The organism is Thermoanaerobacter sp. RKWS2, assembly GCF_026240795.1.
In the GTDB taxonomy this organism is placed as follows: Bacteria; Bacillota; Thermoanaerobacteria; order Thermoanaerobacterales; family Thermoanaerobacteraceae; genus Thermoanaerobacter; species Thermoanaerobacter ethanolicus.
In genome coordinates this window covers 1,606,952-1,627,500 of the sequence record NZ_CP110888.1, presented here as the reverse complement: position 1 = coordinate 1,627,500, position 20,549 = coordinate 1,606,952, and the positions used below count along the sequence as shown (strand labels likewise).

The following is a 20,549-nucleotide window of genomic DNA, read 5'->3' as shown; positions in this document are numbered from 1 at the left end:
ACCTATAGCCGTGGAACCGGCGTAGGGACAATGGCAGGTGGGCAGTTTGACTGGGGCGGTCGCCTCCTAAAGGGTAACGGAGGCGCCCAAAGGTTACCTCAGCGCGGACGGGAATCGCGCGAGAGAGTGCAAAGGCAGAAGGTAGCCTGACTGCGAGAGAGACATCTCGAGCAGGGACGAAAGTCGGGCTTAGTGATCCGGCGGCAGTGAGTGGGAACGCCGTCGCTCAACGGATAAAAGCTACCCCGGGGATAACAGGCTGATCTCCCCCAAGAGTCCACATCGACGGGGAGGTTTGGCACCTCGATGTCGGCTCATCGCATCCTGGGGCTGAAGTAGGTCCCAAGGGTTGGGCTGTTCGCCCATTAAAGCGGTACGCGAGCTGGGTTCAGAACGTCGTGAGACAGTTCGGTCCCTATCCGTCGCGGGCGAAGGAAACTTGAGAGGCACTGCCCCTAGTACGAGAGGACCGGGGTGGACGAACCGATGGTGTACCAGTTGCACCGCCAGGTGCACAGCTGGGTAGCCAAGTTCGGAGGGGATAAACGCTGAAAGCATCTAAGCGTGAAGCCCGCCTCAAGATTAGGTTTCCCACCCGGCACTCAACTATACTTACTGGAGGAAGGCAAGATGTATTATGTGTATGTCCTGACAAATGAAAAAGGAAAGATATATATAGGCTATACGTCTAATATAAAGGAAAGGTATTTAGCGCATCAACGAAAAGAAGTAAAGAGTACAAGAGAAGGAAAATGGAGATTAGTATACTATGAAGCATATAGAGATAAAAAAGATGCGTTAATAAGGGAGAAACATTTAAAAAAGTCAGGACAAGGGCGTAGATGGCTAAAAGAGAGGATAAAGAATAGTCTTTCCACTAGTGAGTAGAGTTGAGTGCCGGGGTAAGACACCTCGAAGACCACGAGGTAGATAGGCCGGGGGTGTAAGAGTGGAAACACTCTTAGCTGACCGGTACTAATCAGTCGAGGACTTGACCGAGAAGGCTTTGTGCAGTTTTGAGGGTCTAGATTTCCGGTGGCGATAGCGGAGGGGAAACACCCGTTCCCATTCCGAACACGGAAGTTAAGCCCTCCAGCGCCGATGGTACTGCTTTCGCGGGAGAGTAGGTCGCTGCCGGTAAAATTTTATACATATTTAAAAAGAGGTAGTCTGTTTTTAAAATGGACTACCTCTTTTCTAGTTTTTGTTTTTTATGTGGTGGAATTAGTAACTGCAATTAGTTTAACTAAAGGAGTTCAAGTAGCATTTCTTCTGCAGGGTCAATAATATGCATATTTAATTTTTCTGCAAGCTTTTCTTTCAAATAAGGTAAGTGGGTGCAACCTAGTACTATACCATCTGCATTAAAATTTTTAGGTACTAAATCAGCGAGACTAAATTTCTCGATGATAACTTCTGGAATTTCAAAATTTTCAATTGCCCTTATTATAGGAAGCATAGTTATTCCGATAATTTGAACTAACGGGTTATTTTCATAAAATATCTTTTCTATGGCCTCTAAGGATTGACTATTAGCAGCCCAAATTACCAGCCGATTGTACTTTGAAGCTACACTATGGTATACTTGAAGAGGTGTTACAATATTAGTATCTGGGTATTTTTGTTTTACGAGTTCAAGGTCTATTGCAGCTGAAAGAGAATTGCAGTAAATCATTATCTTCTTTATGTTTTCTTTTTTAAAATCCCCGATGATAGAGATTACTTTTTGTGTGAGGACATCAGGTTTTAAAAATTGGAGGATGTTTTGTTCATCCGGGGTTGAAGCCGTGGAAATTCCCAATGCTTCAATCCCGTTTTTTTCACAAAATCAACTCCCATTTGAGTATCTACTGGAGTACCAGCGATAACCCCAATAATTTTATGAGATTGTGACAATAAGATCGCCTCCTGTTTAGAAAGCAGGTACTACGGCACCTTTATAATTGTCCTCGATAAATTTTTTAACTTCTGGAGAATTTAAGGCTTCGGCTAACTTCTTAAGTTCAGGCCTTGATTCATCACCTTTGCGAACTACCAGTACATTGACATAAGGGGAATTTGCTGATTCGATAAAGAGAGCATCCTTAGTGGGTACAAGTCCAGCTTCCAACGCATAGTTGGTATTTATTACTGCTGCGTCTACATCTGATAATACTCTTGGCAGAGTAGCTGCTTCCAACTCGGAAATCTTAATTTTTTTAGGATTTTCGACAATGTCATTTACTGTTGCTTTAATACCTGCATCTGGTTTTAATTTTATTATTCCAGCTGATTGCAGCAGTAGCAAAGCTCTTCCGCCATTGGTAGCATCATTTGGTATGGCAATAGTAGCACCTTCTTTTAATTCACTGAGATTTTTAATTTTTTGTGAGTATATTCCCATAGGTTCGATATGAACTTTAGCAATGTATGTTAAATTGAGATTATGTTCCTTTGAAAAGTCTTCAAGATAAGGAATATGCTGAAAGTAATTAGCATCTAATTCTTTTTCAGCAAGTTTTAGATTAGGTTGCACATAATCTGTAAACTCTACAATTTCTAAATTAATTCCCTCTTTCGCAAGTATAGGTTTTACGACGTTTAAAATTTGGGCGTGGGGCACTGGAGTAGCTCCTACTTTGATGGTTATCTTTGATGTGTCCTGTGTTTGGGATTGGGATGTTTGTTTTGCTCCACATCCTGAGATAAAAAGTGTTATAAGACTAAATAGTAAAACTACGGTTAAAATTTTTTTCACTTTAATTTCCTCCTTTTTAAATATAATTTACCGGTTCCTTGACAGATGTTTTACTAATATATCTCCTAGAAATTGAATTAGTTGTACCATAGCTACCAAAATTGCTACGGTATAAAGCATAATGTCGAGCATAAATCGCTGATATCCATATCTTACTGCTAAATCTCCTAGCCCACCACCTCCTATAACACCTGCCATTGCAGAATATCCTACTAAATTTATAGTAGTTATAGTAACCCCTGCTGCTATGGAAGGTAGAGCCTCAGGGATTAACACCTTAGTTATAATTTGAAAAGGCGAAGCTCCCATAGACTGGGCTGCTTCAATGACACCGCGGTCTACCTCTCTCAATGCTGTTTCGGTAAGCCTTCCCATAAAAGGGATAGCTGCTACAGAAAGTGGAACAATAGCAGCAGTGGTTCCTATAGCTTTTCCTACAAGCAACCGGGTGAAAGGTATAAGTACAATTAAAAGTATTACAAAGGGTACAGAACGGAAAATATTTACAATAGTACCTAGTATTTTGTTTAAAGGTTCGTTATGCAGTATCTGATCTTTGTCAGTTACCATTAACAGCACACCAAGTGGTACACCAAAAATTGTTGCTATGAGCGTTGATACCACTACCATGTATATAGTTTGCCACGTTCCGACCAGCAATAAGTTTATAGTTTCAGACATTTTCAATCACCTCCACGTCGAGTCCCAAATCTTTTAGATATTTTAAAGCAGCGTCTGTTTCACCGTTTTTGCCTCTTAGCTCAACTATAAGAGTACCGTAGGGCATACCCTGGATGTGGTCAATGTTTCCATAGAGAATATTGGTGTCAACATCAAATTTTCTTATAATGCTTGATATGACAGGTTCTGTTGTAATTTCGCCGAAAAAGGCAATTTTAATAATTTTGCCTTCCAAGTGTTCGTGGGACAAGTTTTCAATCCTATCTTTTAATTCCTTAGGTATTTCTGATAAAGTTACAGATTTTAAAAAATTTCGTGCGGTTTCTGTTTGAGGTTTTTTAAATACTTCAATAAGAGGTCCCTGTTCTACCACACGACTTTTTTCAATAACTGCTACTTTATTGCAAATTTGTTTAATGACATTCATTTCATGAGTTATGAGAACTATGGTGATTCCCAGCTCCCTATTTATATCTTTTAAAAGATTTAAAATAGAAAGAGTTGTTTCTGGATCCAGCGCTGAAGTAGGTTCGTCACAAAGAAGAACTTTCGGATCATTAGCCAGGGCTCGTGCTATGCCTACCCGCTGTTTTTGACCGCCTGAAAGCTGAGAAGGATAGTTGTCGGCCTTGTCGGAAAGCCCCACGAGCTCTAAAAGATTTTCTACTTTTTTATCGATTGTCCTTTTGTCCAGCCCGGCAATCTCCAAAGGAAAAGCCACATTGCCTCTGACAGTTCTGGATGATAACAGATTAAAATGCTGGAATATCATGCCTATTTTTTTTCGCATTTCTTTTAATTCAGAGGGAGAAAGCCGAGTCATTTCAACACCATCTATCTCAATTGAACCGGAAGTTGGCTTTTCGAGCATATTTATGCAGCGCAGGAGAGTACTCTTTCCAGCACCGCTCAGACCTATAATTCCAAAAATATCGCCTTTTTCTATGTTGAGGTTGACGTCTTCCAAAGCCCTAACATTTCCTGAAGCTGAATGATAAACTTTTGTAAGATTTCTAATATAGATCAAAGAAAAGCCTCCTTTCCCAAAATAAAAATAAAAAATCCTCTTCTGACAGTACGAAGAGGTTTTTAAATCCTCTTATCTGCCAGAACTCAACGTTCTGCAGGAATTAGCACCGTGCAGCCGCATGTTTAAAACTTTCGGCCACCGGTTGCCGGGTTTCATCGGGCCAGTCCCTCCACCTGCTCTCGATAAGAGTTTTTATTTTATTATTCACTTCAGCAATTTAATTAGATAATAACATCAACATAAACTTTTGTCAATAGGCTAAAAAGCAATTTGTCAATAGCCAGCGAAAATGTCATTGTTATCGCAATAATTAATCCAAAAGTGTCTACAATAATATACTAACACCAGTTATGCAAGCCTATGAAATGTTAAATAAACTTAGTGAAAAGCACACTGAACTTTTTAAAAAGGATCACTTTTCTTCTGATTTTTGTGCTATAATAAATTAAAAATTTCTTTGGAGGGTTTTGGTCATGTTAAAAAGTAATAGAATTGAACTTGTTCCATTTGAGAGCAAATATTTTGAAAAATTTGTAGAGTTTCGGAATAGTGATGATAGTAGAAATTTAACGATGCCGGGTATACCATATCCTGTTACAGTAGAAACTGTTGCAGAAAGGTGGAAAACAAAAAAAGATCCAAAAGAAAATGGAGAATTCGCTATAATACTTAGGAGCACAGGTGAATATATAGGAAATGTTTCATATAATAATGTCGACTGGAAAAATAGAAACTGTGAGATTGCAATAATGATTGGGGAAGAAAAACACAGAAATAAAGGCTATGGTACGGAAGCTTTAAATTTACTACTGGATTTTATTTTTAATGAATTAAATTTACATCGAGTAGAGTTAAGGGTTTATGATTTTAATGAAAGGGCAATAAAGAGTTATGAAAAATGTGGTTTTAAAAAAGAAGGGCTATTGAGAGAAGTAGTATATAAGCACGGTAAGTACATAAATGAATATGTAATGGGAATTTTAAAAGAGGAGTTTATTAATAGAAACAATTATTACCAGGAAAATAATAACAATAATAAGTGAACAAGGAGGATAATTATGAGAGCTTTTATTGGAATTGATATAGGCGAAAAAGCTATAGAGCAGATAGTGAGATTTCAGGAAACATTGAAAAATTATACTGTAAAAGGGAGATGGACTTATAAAGATAATTTCCACATCACATTAAAATTCTTAGGAGAAATAGAAGTAGAGGCTATTTCTAAAATAGAAGAAGCGGCAAAAGTTGCAGTAAAAGGCATCAGCCCTTTTTACATACGACTTTCAGAAGTAGGATTTTTTAAAGGTGATAAGGAGATGAGAGTTTTGTGGATAGGAACAGAAGAAAGTGAATTTCTAAATAAATTGCATCACAATATAGATAAAGAATTATATAAAATAGGATTTGCAAAAGATGAAAGAAAATTTACTTCCCACATTACTATTGCCAGAGACATACGTTTAAGCATTGACATAGAAGAAGTAAATAATCTTTTTGAAAAACAAGAGAAAGAGGCTATTTTAGTAGATACAATTTTTTTGTATGAGAGCGTTATACAAGAAAATAGAAGAAAATATATTCCTATATTTAGTGTGCCTTTAAAATAAGAAGTAAGATGCCTAAAAAGCATCTTACTCTGGATTTACATAAAGGGTCTTTTGGTTTGTATATATTACAAAACCTGGTTTTGCGCCAGAAGGTTTTTTTACGTATTTTTTTAAGGTATAATCAACAGGTACATTTGAAGAATTTTTCGCTTTGCTATATTTGGCGGCTAATTTTGCAGCTTCAATAAGAGTTGTTTCAGGCACAGATTTGTTATTTGTCTTTATTATGACGTGGGACCCTGGTATGTCTTTTGTGTGAAGCCATATATCGTTAGGATTTGCGAATTTTAACGTTAGATAATCGTTTTGAGTGTTGTTTTTCCCTATATATATGTCGAAACCGTCTGAAGATACTACATGCAATGGTTGAGAAAGAGTTTGCCGTGATATTTTTTTCTTTTGCTGCTTATGTATATACCCTTGTTCAGACAGTTCATTTTTTATTTCCTCTATTTCTGATGGTAATGTACAATTTTCCAAGTTCACTAGTTGACCTTCTAAATAAGTTATTTCCTCAAGAGTATCGGATATTTGTTTTTCTATTATTTTATTGGCATTTTTTAACTTGCTGTATTTTTTAAAGTATCTTTGGGCATTTTCTGAAGGGGAATATTTTTTGTCAATGGGTATTTCAATTTCTTCGCCAGTGTAATAGTTCATGGTTTTGAAGCTTTCCATTCCTTTTTTTAGAAGGTGCATATTTGCTGTTATAAGTTCGCCGTAAAGTCTAAAAGTGTCAGCATTTTTTGCTTCGTTTAATTCTTGTTGAAGTTTATCTAATTTGTTATAAAGTTTTTCTAAATTGTTGTTGATGATTTTTCTTAAATCCGAGGACCTTGCTTGCAAATTTACTATATTTGCTTTTTCACTGAAAAATTTACAAGCAGCTTGGTTCACTGTAGGGAAAAAAGTTTTTGTAATATATTGAGATAAATCAATACAAGAAAAGTCAATTACTTCATTTTCCTGAAAAGCAATGCAAGGTTTTAAATTTAAGCTTAAAACATCTTCATATATTTTTTATGTTTTGATATAGATTTTCAATTTGCTCATCTTCTATTGATTCTACAAATCTGTCAGATACATTACATCTAAAAGCAACTTCTCTTGCTAAAGTGGGGCTAAATCCTTGTAGAATATCTATTAAGGCTTTTTCAATTTTTTTGATTTGTAGTTGTTAACAGCTTCTTTAAAAGAAGGTAACGAAAGATTATTTATATTTAACTTTTCTTGCAGTGGTGGGCAGACATATTGCCTCCCAGGTAGTACTTCTCTTACTTTACTCATATCGGAATATACTCTTTTTATGCTATCTATTATCGTTTGAGTAGCTTTGTCAATTAATATGATATTGCTGTGTTTTCCCATTATTTCAATAATTAGAGTTTTAATTGTTTGATTTTCTAATTCATCTTTTGTTTCTATATCGATTTTTACTATTCTGTCAAATTCTACTTGTTTTATATCTATTATCCTGCCGCTTTGAAGAAATTTTCTCAAAAGCATGCAAAACATTGGAGGCTCAGCAGGATTTTCTTTATTTTCTTCTGTAAGATATATTCTTGGATAATTTGCATTAGCAGACAATAGCAGTTTATAGTTTTTACCTTTATTTCGTATTATAAAGATTAATTCTTCTTTTACAGGTTGATATATTTTATCAATTCTTCCACCAATAATTTCTTCTTTTAATTCTTTTGTTATTGCATGTAAAGTTATACCGTCCAAAGCCATAGTTATAACCTCCAGATTTTATTGTATATAAAAAGTATACCATGAAATCGAAGGGTTTAATAGTGAAAAATTGATTGTGTTGATTTTAGTTGTAACATTTGTTACAATAAAACAAGATGTAAAAATAGGAATTAAAGTTTAATTGCCATAAGTAGAAAATTGAAAAGCAAGAGAAAGAAAGATAGAGGAGGTCAAAACAGTTGAAATTAATAGTAAAAAATGATGTAATTTCAATTAGGTGATGACAAATGTTATTAACTATAAAAAAGTTAAAGAGCTATATGATATAAGCAGAATTACATTAATAAACTGGGAAAAAGAAGGATTAATAACCCCAGTTAGAACACCAAAAGGAAGAAGAAGGTACAAAAAAGAAGATATAGAGAAGTTATTAGGCATGCTGGAAGAAAAACCAAAACCCAAAGTAGTTTTGTATGCAAGAGTGTCCACAAAGAAACAAGAAGAATATCTTAAGAATCAAATTAGAAGGCTTGAAGAGTATGCTAATTCTCAAGGATGGCAGTATGAAGTTATATCCGAAATAGCAAGTGGAGTAAATGAAAACAGGAGAGGATTGTTAAAGCTTTTGAACAAGATAAAAAGAGGAGAGGTTGAAAAAGTTGTAATAGAATATCCTGATAGACTTGCAAGATTTGGCTTTGAATATCTCAAATTTTTCATGGAAAGCTTTGGGGTAGAACTAACAATTTTAAATGATAAAGAAAATGAAGAATACGCAAATAAAGAGTTGGCAGAAGACTTAATAGCAATAGTCCTCATTTGCAGCAAGAATTTATGGACAAAGGAGCAAAGAGCATGATAGTAATACAGGCTAAACTCATTTTTTTAAATCAACAAGACAAACAAATAGTATTAGACTTAATGAGAAGATGGTCGTCCTGCATGAGATTTGCATATAAAAGGCTTCTAGAAGGTTATGATAGAAAAACATTAAAAAGGGACCTTCCGAAAACTTTCAATTTAAACTCAAGGTATGTAGATGATGCAATAATGAAAGCAAGAAGCACATTAGAATCTGCTAGAGAATTAGGCGAAAATCCAAAGAAAGTCATTTTTGGAGGAAGAGACTTGTTTGGAAAACTTCAAAAGCGCCATATAAATGGGAAAGAATATCAAAAGCTAAAAACAAAGTGGCAAGAAAGAAGAAAAGGGAATCTCTATTCAAGAGGAGATAAAAGCAAAAAAGGAAATCTCAACACAAGAATAGAAATAAAAGAAAATGGCACTTTCTTAAGGATAAATGTAGGGGAAAGAAAATACTTATACGCCAGAATAGAAGCAGGCTACAAAAAGAATAAGAGCAGAGGAGAACTTCTACAGGAAATTGCCCAATCAAACATACCCTACTCTGTAGAATTAAAACTTAAAAACGGCAGTATATACGCCTATTTTGCTATTGAAGAAGAATATCCAAAAATAAAAATAACAAAAGGAAAAGGAGTCATAGGAATAGATTTAAATGCATATCCAGACAACATATCATGGGCAGAGACAGATGAAAAAGGTAATCTAATAAGCTATGGCAGTATACCAATGCCAGAGCTTGCAAGTGGCAGTAAGGACAAAAGAGAATATTTCAGATGGCAATATGCTCATGAGATAGTAAAAATAGCAAAAGAGAAAGGAAAAGCAATAATAATTGAAGAATTAGAAATAAAAGAAAAAGGTAAAAGAGGAGATTTTTCAGGGAGAAAATCAAGAAGGATAAGACATAACTTTAGCTACAAATCACTTCTTTCAAAAATAAAAACACTAGCAAAAAGAGAAGGGATAGAAGTAATAGAGGTAGACCCTTCTTACACATCAATAATAGGAATGTTAAAATATGCACCGCAATACATGATAACGAAAGATATAGCAGCAGCCTATGTAATAGCAAGAAGAGGGTTGGGACTGCAAGAAAAGATACCAGATAATTATATAAAGTTTCTCAACGCATTGACTGTAGATGAATTAGAAGAATTAAAAGAGCATGTAAAGAAAACAGTTAGAAACAAGCATTTAAAGAAAAAACATTTAAGAGAAATAAACAAAGTAATAAAATTTATACAAAGCCTTGAGAGTGAGTCAGGAAAGGTACTAAAACCTCTGGATGGAACAAGTTTTAGTACCTATAATTTCTGGCAAGTTCTCAAGGTAGCGGTGGTAACGCCACTCTCCCCTGAGAAAGTGCCAAGAGACTTCTCTACCCTGAAGGAATTACTAATTCAGGGCAAGTGGAGAGACCCGTAAGGCGCGAGTTCCTGCTTCTTGGGGCAGGGGCTATGGTTTTCCCAAATACCGCCTGCTGGGGCAGGGAAAGTCTGAAGGGCGGACTATAAATACCCCAGCTATCTGAACTGTCCAGTTTTGTACAGTTTGGGTAACCAGGTGGAAAGTTGAAGTGGTTACTTTTTGTGTATAAGGTCCCAAGTGATTCTTCTACAGCTAGAGTTACTATATGGAGAAGAATAAAAAAATTGGCGCTTTGTATTTACAACAGTCTGTATGTATTGTGCCTTACATGGAAAGGCTTGTAAAAGAAATAGAAAAGTTAAAGGATGAAATTAAAGGCTTTGGAGGAGATTTTAAAGCCTTTGAAGTAGTGGCCCTTGATGAAGAAATAGAGAAGGATGTGATAGAACAATTTAATCATCAAAGGAGGGAAGAATATAGTGAAATAAAGGAACAATGTGAAGAGTTTTTTAAAGAGATTGAAAAAGAGATAGCAAGAAAAAATTTTACTTTTGCAGAATTAGAGGAAAATGAAGATGAGTTGAATAAGTTATATAAGTGGTTTGAAAAAGTAGCCCAAAGAGATGTGTTTGAGTGTGAAATGAAAAAAGAGGTTAAGGAATTATTAGAAAAAGCCAGTCGAGACTTTGAATATTTTGCTTCATTGGTTTATGAAAATAATAAAGAGTGAAGGGAGGCATTTTAATTGTTAAATGTAATTATTTTGGGGTTGACAAGTCTTCTTACAGATATATCTACTGAAATGGTATATCCTTTGATTCCACTTTTTCTCACTTCTCGACTTGGGGCAAGCCCGGCAATAGTAGGGATTATTGAAGGGTTTGCGGAAAGTCTAGCTAGTATACTTAAGGTTTTTTCAGGGTACATATCTGATAAAGTAGGTAAAAGAAAACCTTTAGCTATAGCTGGATATTCTTTTTCTACTATAGGAAAAATGTTTTTGTATTTTGCTACTTCATGGGGATGGGTTTTTTGGGGTAGAACTGCTGACAGGTTTGGAAAAGGAATACGAACAGCTCCAAGAGATGCTTTGATTGCTGAAGCTGTAGATAAAGAAAACATTGGGAGAGCATATGGACTTCATAGAGCATTGGATACTTTAGGCGCAACGATTGGAATTGCTTTAGCGTATTATTTTTTGACTTCTTATAAAGGAGATTATAAAGCAGTTTTTATGTATTCTCTAATACCAGCTTTTTTAGGAGTTATTGTGCTGTTTTTTGCTAAGGAAAGCACAGTAAAACATGAACTTTCAAAAAAACTTTCATTTTCTTGGAAAAGTCTTGATAGACGTCTTCAAATGTTTTTAATAGTTATTTTAATTTTTGCCTTAGGTAATTCTTCTAATCAGTTTTTACTTTTGAGAGCAAAAAGTGTGGGCTTTAGTGATTCGGATGTTATACTTTTGTACTTGGTGTATAATATTGTTTACATGATATTTTCATATCCAATGGGAAGATTATCTGATAAGATAGGGAGAAAAAAGCTTCTCATTATGGGTTATTTCTTTTATGGAATAGTGTATTTAGGATTTGCTGTTTTTGGCTTTAAAAGTGCTATGTGGATATTATTTTCTGTTTATGGTTTGTACATCGCTTTGACTGAGGGTGTTGAAAAAGCTTTAGTAGCGGAAATTTCTCCACCTCATTTAAAAGGTACAGTTATAGGGCTTCATGCTACTTTTACAGGCATTGGCCTTTTACCGGCTTCTTTTATAGCAGGAGTACTTTGGGATACATTGGGAGTAACTGCACCTTTTTATTTTGGCGGAATTATGGGAGTTTTGGCTGCTATTGGCCTTATGATCGTTTTATGATTGTTTTCCTCACATTTTCTTAAAATATCTAACCAAATTAGCCTTTTTTGTGTTATAATATCCTTGAAGATTAGAAAATGGAGTGATATAGGTGAAATTTACTAAAATGCATGGATTGGGAAATGACTTTATAGTAATTGAGGCTCTAGAAAATGTAGATTATAGTGAATTAGCTATTAAACTTTGTGATAGGCATTTTGGTATAGGGGCGGATGGTCTTTTAGTTGTTGAGCCTTCAGGAATTGCGGATATTAGGATGAGGATTTTTAATGCAGATGGTAGCGAAGCAGAAATGTGCGGTAATGGTTCTAGATGTTTTGCAAAATATGTTTATGAAAGAGGGATAGTAAAAAAAGAGAAAATGGCAGTGGAAACCTTAGCGGGAGTGATTATGCCAGAAGTTTTTGTAGAAAATGGGAAAGTAGAAAGTGTAAAGGTTTATATGGGCAATCCCATTTTTGAAGCTAGCAAAATACCTATAAAAAGTGACAAGCAAAAATTTATAAATGAGCCAGTAAAAATAGATGGGAAAGTTTATAAATTAACTTCTCTAAGGGTAGGAGTGCCTCATACTATTGTTTTTGTAGAATCCTTAGATGAAAATATGATTAAAGAATTAGGTCCTAAAATTGAAAAATCTTCCCTTTTCCCTCAAGGCACAAATGTAGATTTTGTAAAAGTAGAAGATAAAGAAAATATTTCTGTAAGGACTTGGGAAAGAGGTGTGGGGCTTACTCTTGCTTGTGGAAGTGGTGCCTGTGCGTCTGCAGTAGCTTCAGCAGTTTTAGGTAAGACGGAGCGAAATGTCAATGTCCATTTTAAAGCTGGAAAACTTTTAGTAGAATGGCTGGAGGACAATAGTATTTATTTATCAGGAAGTGTGGAAGAAGTCTTTAGAGGCGAGATAGAGCTTTAGTTTAATACAGAGAGAATTTGACTATAATAAGAAAAAGGTGATATGATGATAAAAAGCATGACCGGTTATGGAAGAGGTGAGATTAAGGAAAAAGGCTATTATATAACTGTGGAAATTAAATCTTTAAACCACAGATTTTTAGACATAAATTGCAGAATGAATAAGCTTTTAAGTGGACTTGAAGAAAAAGTAAGAGAATTTGTTTCGCAGCATGTTGTGAGAGGGAGAATAGAATTAAATATTGGCTTTGAAGTGTATGAAAGAAGTATTAATGTTATAGAAATTGATGAGAATCTTTTGTCAGAATATCTTAGAGTTTTTACTGATGTAAAGTCTAAATTTGAATTAGAAGGATTTATAAAGGTAAGTGATTTGGTGTATTTGCCGGAGGTTATCAAAGTAAAGAATGATGATCTGGATTTGGAAGAAATATGGGAGGTATTAAAACTGCCATTGAGTGAAGCTATTAATAACCTCATTGACATGAGAAACAAAGAAGGTATAAAATTATACGATGATGTAGTTAATAGGATAGACAAAATTTCAGATATAGTAAAAGAGATTGAAGATTTGAGTTTTGTAATGGTAGAAGATTATAGAAAAAGATTGGAACAGCGTATAAAAGAATTGGGGGTAGATATAGACCCTAATAGGATGGCAATGGAAATAGCAATTATTGCTGACAAGTCATGTATTGCTGAAGAAATAACAAGGCTTAAAAGCCATATTATTCAATTTAAAGATTCTTTAGAAGAAGAAGGGTCTGTAGGTAAAAAATTAGATTTTATAGTTCAGGAGATGAATCGTGAAGCTAATACGATTGCTTCAAAGTCAATAGACTATAGAATTTCTAGTAAAGTCATTGACTTGAAAAATGAGATTGAAAAAATTAGAGAACAAGTTCAAAATATTGAGTAGGGAGGAAAAAGTATGTCGATTAAATTAATAAATATTGGTTTTGGCAATATAATTTCGGCAAATAGATTGGTGGCAATAGTCAGTCCAGAATCAGCACCTATAAAAAGAATAATTCAAGAGGCAAAAAATAGAGGTATGCTTATTGATGCTACATATGGTAGAAGAACAAGAGCAGTTATAATAACTGATAGTGACCACATAATACTTTCTGCTGTTCAACCAGAGACCGTAGCTAATCGTCTCAATTCAAATAAAGAGATATTAGAGGACACTTTAGAAGAAGACGAAGAAGAAGAGGAAGAGTAGGGGGAATTTGTGTTGTCGAAAAAGAAAAAGGGTTACTTATTGTGCTTTCTGGGCCTTCAGGGGCAGGAAAAGGAACAATATGCAAAGCCTTGATGGAAAAAGAGAAAAATTTAAAATTGAGTATATCTGCCACCACCCGTCAGCCAAGAAGCGGGGAAATAGAAGGGAAAAACTATTTTTTTAAATCGGAAGAGGAATTTGAGAAAATGATAGAAAATGATTCTTTTTTAGAATGGGCAAAGGTATATGGCCACTACTACGGTACACCAAAGGATTTCGTGTTAAAAAATTTAGAAGAAGGAAATGATGTAGTTTTAGAGATAGATATTCAAGGAGCTTTAAAAATAAAAGAGAAGTTTCCAGAAGGAGTGTTTATTTTCATATTGCCTCCTTCAATGGAAGAATTAAAAAATAGGATTAAAAAACGGGGGACAGAGACAGAAGAGGAGATAATAAAAAGATTTAAAAGTGCTTATGAGGAATTAAACTATGTTTCCAGGTACAATTATGTAGTTATAAATGATAGTGTAGAAGAAGCGGTTGAAAAAATTAGAGCTATAATTATTGCAGAGAAATGCAGAGTTGATAGAAATAAGGATTTGTACTTAGAAATCAAGGAGGAGTTGGTATGATTTTATATCCATCAATTGTAGATTTAATGGAAAAAGTGGATAGCAAATATACTTTGTGTTCTTTAATTGCAAAAAGGGCAAGACAGCTTATTGCTGGTGACACTAAATTAGTAGACATAGATTCTGATAAACCTGTAACAATTGCTACAGAAGAAGTAAATAAAGGACTTATTACTTATGAAAGACCGCAAAAATATGGAATAAAATAGAGGGTGTTGAAATGAATACAAGCAAAAAAAATGTAATATTAGGGGTTACAGGAGGTATAGCAGCTTATAAAGCTGCAGACCTTACATCTCGACTAGTAAAAAAAGACATAAATGTGGATGTCATAATGACAAAGGAAGCTACAAATTTTATAAGTCCTCTCACTTTTGAGGCTTTAACTAACAATAAAGTAGTTGTTGACATGTTTACAGACAGGAAATATTGGGAAATTGAGCATATTTCTTTAGCAAAAAAAGCTGATGTATTTGCAATAGTTCCTGCAACCGCAAATGTTATTGCTAAGATTGCTCATGGCATTGCAGACGATATGTTAACTACTACTATTCTTGCTACAAAGAGTCCTGTATTAATTGCTCCCGCCATGAATACAAACATGTATACCAATCCTGTAACTCAAAAGAATATTAAAATTTTAAAAGAATATGGCTTTTTATTTGTGGAGCCAGCTGCCGGAAGGCTTGCTTGTGGGACTTATGGCGCAGGAAGATTGGCTGATGTAGAGGAGATTGAAAAAGCTATTTTAGAGTTATTGGACAATGAGAAAAAAGAGACTTTGAAGGGAAAAAGGTATTAGTAACAGCAGGGCCTACTCGAGAGCCTCTTGACCCTGTAAGATACATTACAAATCGCTCTTCGGGTAAAATGGGCTATGAGATTGCAAAAGCTTTAGTAGAAAGAGGGGCACAAGTGATTTTAGTTTCTGGCCCTACTTATATAGAGGTACCTAAAGACGTGACTTTTATTCCTGTAGAAACAGCGGTAGATATGTACAATGCTGTCATGATGCACCTTAATGAAGTAGACATTGTCATAGGGGCTGCAGCTGTTTCTGACTACAGACCTAAAGAGATGAAAAAAGAAAAGATAAAAAAAGATGATGAGAAATTAACTATTGAGTTGGTTAAAAATCCAGACATAATGTATGAAGTAGGACAGAAAAAAGGAAACAAGATTTTGATAGGCTTTGCTGCTGAAACTACTAATTTAGTAGAATATGCAAAAAGAAAGTTAAAGGAGAAAAATATGGATTTAATAGTTGCAAATGATGTATCTCAAGAAGGAGCAGGTTTTGAAGTAGACACTAATATAATAAAAGTCATAGACAGAGATTTAAACGTAAAGGAGTATCCTTTGATGACAAAGATAGAAGCTTCTCATGTGATATTAGATGAAATAGCTAAATTATTGTAAGGCCTTTCGGCTTTTTTTATTTGGTAAATATTTAACAGGCGGAGGTTGCCATGTTTGCCGAGGTCGTTGTAGACATTAAATCTTCTAATACTGACAGGGTATACACTTATCGTATTCCTGAAGGAATGGATATAAAAGTTGGTATGAGGATATCTGTTCCTTTTAATAATAGGTTTATAGAGGGTTATGTAATAAGTACTACTGACAAGGCGTCTTATTCAGTGGATAAAATAAAGGATATCCATAGAATTTTAGACAGCTACAGCATATTTGATGAAAAAATGATTGAACTGGCTAAGTGGATGAAGGAATATTATAAATGTTATTTTTCTGAAGCTCTCCAGACTATAATGCCTGTAGGGATAAAGCAAGGGGAAAAGAAAGTAAAGGTTGTGAAAATAAATATTGATGAGATACCTTTCCAACTTTCTAAAAGAGCCCCTAAGCAATATGAGATTTTACAATATTTAAAAAATAGAAGTCCTATTAGGCTTTCTGAGCTTGTCAAGGTGCTCAATATAGACTATGGAGTTATAAGAAGTTTACAAAATAAAGGGTATATAGAAATTTATGAGGAAGAAGTATTGAGATTTAGTGTAAAAGATATTGAAAAAACCAAGCCTCTATTATTGACAGAAGAACAACAAAAAGCTGTAGAAGAGGTTAAAAGTTCTATCTTGACAGGCACTTTTGATAAATATTTGCTTTTTGGTGTAACAGGAAGTGGCAAAACTGAAGTTTATCTTCAATTAATAGATGAAGCTATAAAAATAGGCAAAAGCGCTATAGTTTTAGTACCAGAAATCTCATTGACGCCTCAGACTATTGAAAGGTTTGTGAGTCGATTTGGCAATAGAGTGGCTGTAATTCACAGTGGCCTTTCACCGGGAGAGCGTTTTGATGAATGGCGAAAAGTAAAAAATGGTTTAGTGGACGTAGTAGTTGGTGTGAGAAATGCAGTTTTTGCCCCTTTTAATAATCTTGGCCTTATTATAATTGACGAGGAGCATGAGACTACCTACAAACAATCAGACTTAAGACCTAAATATAATGCTAAAGAAGTGGCAGAAAAGCGGTGTGAAATAGAAAAAGCAGTTCTGGTTATGGCCAGTGCTACTCCTTCTTTAGAGACCTATTATAAAGCTAATAAAGGAGAATATAAACTTATAAGACTTACAAAAAGGATTAATGTTTCTATGCCGCAGATAGAAGTTGTCAATATGAGTGAGGAATTGGCAAGCGGAAATACTTCAATATTCAGTCGTAAATTATTTTCCTATATAAAAGAAAATCTTAAAAGGAAAGAGCAAACTATTCTTTTTTTAAACAGAAGAGGATACTCTTCATTTGTTTCCTGCAGAGATTGCGGTTATGTGCCTAAATGTCCTAATTGTGATATTTCTTTAACTTATCATTTTGAAGATAAAAAATTGGTTTGCCATTATTGTGGTTATGAGGAGACTATGAAAGAAACATGCCCTAAATGTGGAAGTAAAAGGATTAGGTATTTAGGCATAGGGACCGAAAGGGTAGAAAACGACATAAAAAAGTTTTTTCCTAATGCAAGAGTTTTGAGGATGGATGTAGATACCACAAGAAAAAAAGGGTCTCATGAGAAAATTTTTTATGACTTTAGAAATGGTAAGGCAGACATTCTAATCGGTACGCAAATGATATCTAAAGGCTTTGACATTCCAAATGTTACGTTGGTGGGAGTAATACTTGCAGATATAACTTTAAATCTTCCTGATTTTAGGTCCAGTGAGAGGACTTTTCAGCTGCTTACTCAGGTAGCTGGAAGGGCAGGAAGAGGTGAAAAGCCTGGAAGAGTAGTAATACAGACCTATGAAGATGACCACTACAGTATAGTTACCGCAAAACAGCAAAATTATGTGAAGTTTTACAACGAAGAGATAAAATACAGAGAAATTTTTAGATATCCTCCCTTTTCACATCTAATGAATATAGTGATATCAGGAGAAGAGGAAGAAGAAGTTAAAAACACTGCTGCAAACACTTATTTAACTTGTCAAAAGCTTATTAACAAACTTCAAAATAAGAGTTATAATAAAATACTAGGACCTGCTCCAGCTCCTATAAGTAAAATAAACAACCGATATAGATGGCAGGTCATTTTAAAAAGTGAAGATAGAAATATCTTGACAGAGATAGCAGAAGAAATTCAAAAGATGAAATATCCTAAGGACATAAGGATAGCTGTAGACATTGACCCTTTGAATATCATGTAAATTTAAGGAGGTATTTATTTTGGCAATAAGGTATATTAGAAAAAATGGAGATGAGGTCTTAAGGAAAAAAGCAAAACCTGTTACAGAGATAAATCCTCATATTCTCACTATATTAGAGGATATGGCACAAACTATGTATCTCAATGATGGAGTTGGATTAGCTGCTAATCAAATAGGAGTTTTGAGAAGGTTAGTTGTCATAGATGTGGGGGAAGGACTTTTAGAGCTTATAAACCCTGAGATTGTGTATGAAGAAGGAGAACAGGTAGGGGCCGAAGGCTGTTTAAGTATTCCTGGAGTAGTAGGAGAAGTTAAAAGGCCTAAAAAAGTAAAAGTAAAATATTTGGATAGAGAAGGTAAAGAGAGAGAAATTGAAGGAGAGGATTTACTGGCAAGAGCTTTATGCCATGAAATAGATCATTTAAACGGGGTTCTGTTTATAGATAAGGCTATAAGATTTTTAGATGAAGAAGAAAAAGAAAATGTCAAGGAGGTATGACTTGTTGAAAATTGTCTTTATGGGGACGCCTGACTTTGCCGTCCCCTCTTTGCAAAAACTTTTTGAAGAAGGGTATGATGTGGCTGCAGTGGTTACGCAGCCAGATAAACAGAAAGGAAGAGGAATGAAACTTAGTTTTTCCCCTGTCAAAGAAGTGGCATTGCAAAAAGGAGTAGAAATTTTACAGCCGGAGAAAATAAAAACAATCCAGAGTTTTTAAACAGATTAAAAGAGATAAATCCCGATGTCATAGTTGTTGCAGCTTATGGAAAGATTTTGCCTGAAGAGGTTTTGACACTGCCCAAATACGGCTGCATAAATGTCCATGCTTCTCTTTTGCCAAAATACAGAGGAGCTGCTCCGATTAATTGGGCTATAATCAATGGTGAAAAAGAAACGGGTATTACTACAATGCTTATGGATAAGGGATTGGATACAGGAGATATGCTTATCAAAAAATCTATTCCTATTTTAGATAAAGATGATGCGGAAACACTTCATGATAAGCTTTCTCGATTAGGAGCAGAGGTTTTGATAGAAACCTTAAAGGCGTTAGAAAAAGGTACTTTGATTCCTGTGAAACAGCGGGAAGAGGAGGCTTCTTATTCACCAATACTTACTAAAGAAATGGGACATATAGATTGGAATAAAACGGCAGAAGAAATACGAAATTTGATAAGGGGAATGAAGCCTTGGCCTGGTTGTTATACTTTTTATGGGGATAAAATGCTAAAAATTTGGAAAGGCGAAATAGTTGAATACAATGGGAATGAAGAAAATGGAACAGTTTTAAAGTCAAAAGGGGACTTAATCGTGAAATGCGGTAAAGATGCCCTAAAGATAGTAGAAATTCAACAAGAAGGTTCTAAAAAAATGGGTATTAGGGAATATTTAATAGGTCACAATATACCTGAAGGGACAATCTTTAGATAATTTAAAAAGGAGAATTACTTTTGAAGGGGAAAAAAGAGTTTTTTTGGGGATATTGGCAGTTACCTTTTTGGTTTTGACTTTAATTGTTTTGGGAATTTTATACGTAATAAATAGAGGTAGAATTGAACTTTATAAATATCTACTTATGACGTTAATGATTTTTGTTCTCTTTTTGATGGCTTTAATTGTAGCTGTTATTGGAGCAACTTTTTATGTGGTGGTCAGTAAAAAATCTAACAAATTTTTAAGCTCTTTCATAGCAAATTTTTTAGACCTTTTTTATCCCTTAGTGGTATTTGTAGCAAGAGTTTTGGATTTAAAGATTGAAAAGGTAGAGCAGTCTTACATTGAAATAAAGAATTTTTTGTTTAATAAAAATATAAAGAGATATGCTCCACAAGACATATTGATATTGGCACCTCATTGCATACAATACAGCGGATGTAAATTTAAAGTGACTTATGATATAGATAATTGTAGACGATGTGGAAAGTGCCAAATCAATGATTTGGTAAACTTTAAAGAAAAATATGGTGTAAATGTGGCAGTTGCTACAGGAGGTACTCTTGCAAGAAAAGTAGTAAAGGACACAAAGCCAAAGGTAATAATAGCAATTGCTTGTGAAAGAGATTTGACAAGTGGCATGCAAGACGTGAAGCAAATCCCTGTTTATGGTATAATAAATGAGAGACCTAATGGTCCTTGCTTTAACACTCGGGTAGATGTGCAAAAAATTGAAGAGACTATAAAAAAATTGTTAAATGGAGCATTCCTGTAATGAATAAAAAATAAGGAAGAATGAACTTTGAAAAATAA

At 34.6% G+C, this 20,549-nt stretch carries 16 protein-coding genes, 2 rRNA genes, 6 pseudogenes and 1 riboswitch (1 of these 25 cut by a window edge); of the genes and pseudogenes, 18 read left to right on the top strand and 6 right to left on the bottom strand.

The genetic code is table 11. From position 1 onward, the window contains the following. A 23S ribosomal RNA gene (locus tag OEI98_RS08660) occupies positions 1–999 on the top strand; it begins 2,315 nt to the left of the window's first position. A 32-nt stretch (positions 1,000–1,031) separates the two neighbouring features. Further along, positions 1,032–1,140: ribosomal RNA gene (gene rrf, locus OEI98_RS08655) — 5S ribosomal RNA — on the top strand. A 106-nt stretch (positions 1,141–1,246) separates the two neighbouring features. Here rrf and OEI98_RS08650 read toward each other — a convergent pair. From OEI98_RS08650 to OEI98_RS08635, 4 genes and pseudogenes are all read right to left on the bottom strand, one after another. Next, positions 1,247–1,896, bottom strand: a pseudogene (locus OEI98_RS08650) (Asp/Glu racemase). A gap of 16 nt (positions 1,897–1,912) precedes the next feature. Continuing rightward, positions 1,913–2,737: a MetQ/NlpA family ABC transporter substrate-binding protein gene (locus OEI98_RS08645; RefSeq protein ID WP_003869564.1), complete on the bottom strand. Its 825-nt coding sequence runs from the start codon at positions 2,735–2,737 to the stop codon at positions 1,913–1,915. A gap of 27 nt (positions 2,738–2,764) precedes the next feature. Then, complete coding sequence (locus tag OEI98_RS08640) at positions 2,765–3,418, bottom strand: methionine ABC transporter permease (RefSeq protein ID WP_003869563.1); 654 nt, start codon at positions 3,416–3,418, stop codon at positions 2,765–2,767. Next, a complete protein-coding gene (locus OEI98_RS08635) occupies positions 3,411–4,445 on the bottom strand; it encodes a methionine ABC transporter ATP-binding protein (protein WP_003869562.1) in 1,035 nt (344 codons plus the stop codon). Before OEI98_RS08635 ends, OEI98_RS08640 begins: the two co-directional genes overlap by 8 nt. Positions 4,446–4,514: 69 nt before the next feature. Further along, positions 4,515–4,637, bottom strand: a riboswitch (SAM riboswitch). 284 nt (positions 4,638–4,921) lie between these two features. Between OEI98_RS08635 and OEI98_RS08630 the strand changes: the two genes are divergently transcribed. Both OEI98_RS08630 and thpR read left to right on the top strand, forming a co-directional pair. Then, complete coding sequence (locus OEI98_RS08630; RefSeq protein WP_003869561.1) at positions 4,922–5,491, top strand: GNAT family N-acetyltransferase; 570 nt, start codon at positions 4,922–4,924, stop codon at positions 5,489–5,491. 15 nt (positions 5,492–5,506) lie between these two features. Continuing rightward, complete coding sequence (gene thpR, locus OEI98_RS08625) at positions 5,507–6,055, top strand: RNA 2',3'-cyclic phosphodiesterase (RefSeq protein ID WP_003869560.1); 549 nt, start codon at positions 5,507–5,509, stop codon at positions 6,053–6,055. Between the two features lie 24 nt (positions 6,056–6,079). Here the strand turns inward: thpR and OEI98_RS15315 are convergent, their stop codons facing one another. Then, on the bottom strand, positions 6,080–6,418 hold the full coding sequence (locus OEI98_RS15315; RefSeq protein ID WP_231368345.1) for an NFACT RNA binding domain-containing protein: 339 nt from the start codon (positions 6,416–6,418) through the stop codon (positions 6,080–6,082). A 30-nt stretch (positions 6,419–6,448) separates the two neighbouring features. After that, positions 6,449–7,789: pseudogene (locus OEI98_RS15080) on the bottom strand (Rqc2 family fibronectin-binding protein); the annotation flags it as partial. A gap of 241 nt (positions 7,790–8,030) precedes the next feature. Here OEI98_RS15080 and OEI98_RS08610 point away from each other — a divergent pair. The 14 genes and pseudogenes from OEI98_RS08610 (at position 8,031) to OEI98_RS08545 (ending at position 20,511) form a co-directional block, all read left to right on the top strand. Next, positions 8,031–8,625: pseudogene (locus tag OEI98_RS08610) on the top strand (IS607 family transposase). Further along, the gene (locus tag OEI98_RS08605; RefSeq protein ID WP_266037179.1) at positions 8,606–10,042 is read left to right on the top strand and encodes an IS200/IS605 family accessory protein TnpB-related protein; all 1,437 of its coding nucleotides are present in this window, start codon (positions 8,606–8,608) and stop codon (positions 10,040–10,042) included. The pseudogene OEI98_RS08610 and the gene OEI98_RS08605 overlap by 20 nt, the downstream one beginning before the upstream one ends. Before the next feature lie 146 nt (positions 10,043–10,188). Next, positions 10,189–10,715, top strand: a pseudogene (locus OEI98_RS08600) (Chromate resistance protein ChrB). 15 nt (positions 10,716–10,730) lie between these two features. Beyond that, complete coding sequence (locus tag OEI98_RS08595; RefSeq protein ID WP_003871558.1) at positions 10,731–11,861, top strand: MFS transporter; 1,131 nt, start codon at positions 10,731–10,733, stop codon at positions 11,859–11,861. 91 nt (positions 11,862–11,952) lie between these two features. After that, entirely contained in the window at positions 11,953–12,777 is an 825-nt protein-coding gene (dapF, locus tag OEI98_RS08590) for a diaminopimelate epimerase (protein WP_003869232.1), read from the top strand. 45 nt (positions 12,778–12,822) lie between these two features. Further along, on the top strand, positions 12,823–13,695 hold the full coding sequence (locus OEI98_RS08585) for a YicC/YloC family endoribonuclease (RefSeq protein ID WP_003869231.1): 873 nt from the start codon (positions 12,823–12,825) through the stop codon (positions 13,693–13,695). A 12-nt stretch (positions 13,696–13,707) separates the two neighbouring features. Continuing rightward, on the top strand, positions 13,708–14,001 hold the full coding sequence (gene remA, locus OEI98_RS08580; RefSeq protein WP_003869230.1) for an extracellular matrix/biofilm regulator RemA: 294 nt from the start codon (positions 13,708–13,710) through the stop codon (positions 13,999–14,001). A 5-nt stretch (positions 14,002–14,006) separates the two neighbouring features. Then, a complete protein-coding gene (gmk, locus tag OEI98_RS08575; protein WP_006570361.1) occupies positions 14,007–14,633 on the top strand; it encodes a guanylate kinase in 627 nt (208 codons plus the stop codon). Beyond that, positions 14,630–14,842 carry a DNA-directed RNA polymerase subunit omega gene (gene rpoZ / locus OEI98_RS08570; protein WP_003869228.1) on the top strand — a complete coding sequence of 71 codons (213 nt, stop codon included), beginning with the start codon at positions 14,630–14,632 and terminating at the stop codon, positions 14,840–14,842. The genes gmk and rpoZ overlap by 4 nt, the downstream gene beginning before the upstream one ends. 11 nt (positions 14,843–14,853) lie before the next feature. Further along, a pseudogene (gene coaBC, locus OEI98_RS08565) lies at positions 14,854–16,052 on the top strand (bifunctional phosphopantothenoylcysteine decarboxylase/phosphopantothenate--cysteine ligase CoaBC). A gap of 50 nt (positions 16,053–16,102) precedes the next feature. Beyond that, entirely contained in the window at positions 16,103–18,301 is a 2,199-nt protein-coding gene (gene priA, locus OEI98_RS08560) for a primosomal protein N' (protein ID WP_266037168.1), read from the top strand. Positions 18,302–18,320: 19 nt separating this feature from the next. After that, a complete protein-coding gene (def, locus tag OEI98_RS08555; protein ID WP_003869225.1) occupies positions 18,321–18,800 on the top strand; it encodes a peptide deformylase in 480 nt (159 codons plus the stop codon). A gap of 4 nt (positions 18,801–18,804) precedes the next feature. After that, positions 18,805–19,733, top strand: a pseudogene (gene fmt, locus OEI98_RS08550) (methionyl-tRNA formyltransferase). Positions 19,734–19,746: 13 nt separating this feature from the next. Further along, positions 19,747–20,511 (top strand): DUF116 domain-containing protein, encoded by a 765-nt coding sequence (locus tag OEI98_RS08545; RefSeq protein WP_323053813.1) that lies wholly within the window; start codon positions 19,747–19,749, stop codon positions 20,509–20,511. Positions 20,512–20,549 lie beyond the last annotated feature (38 nt).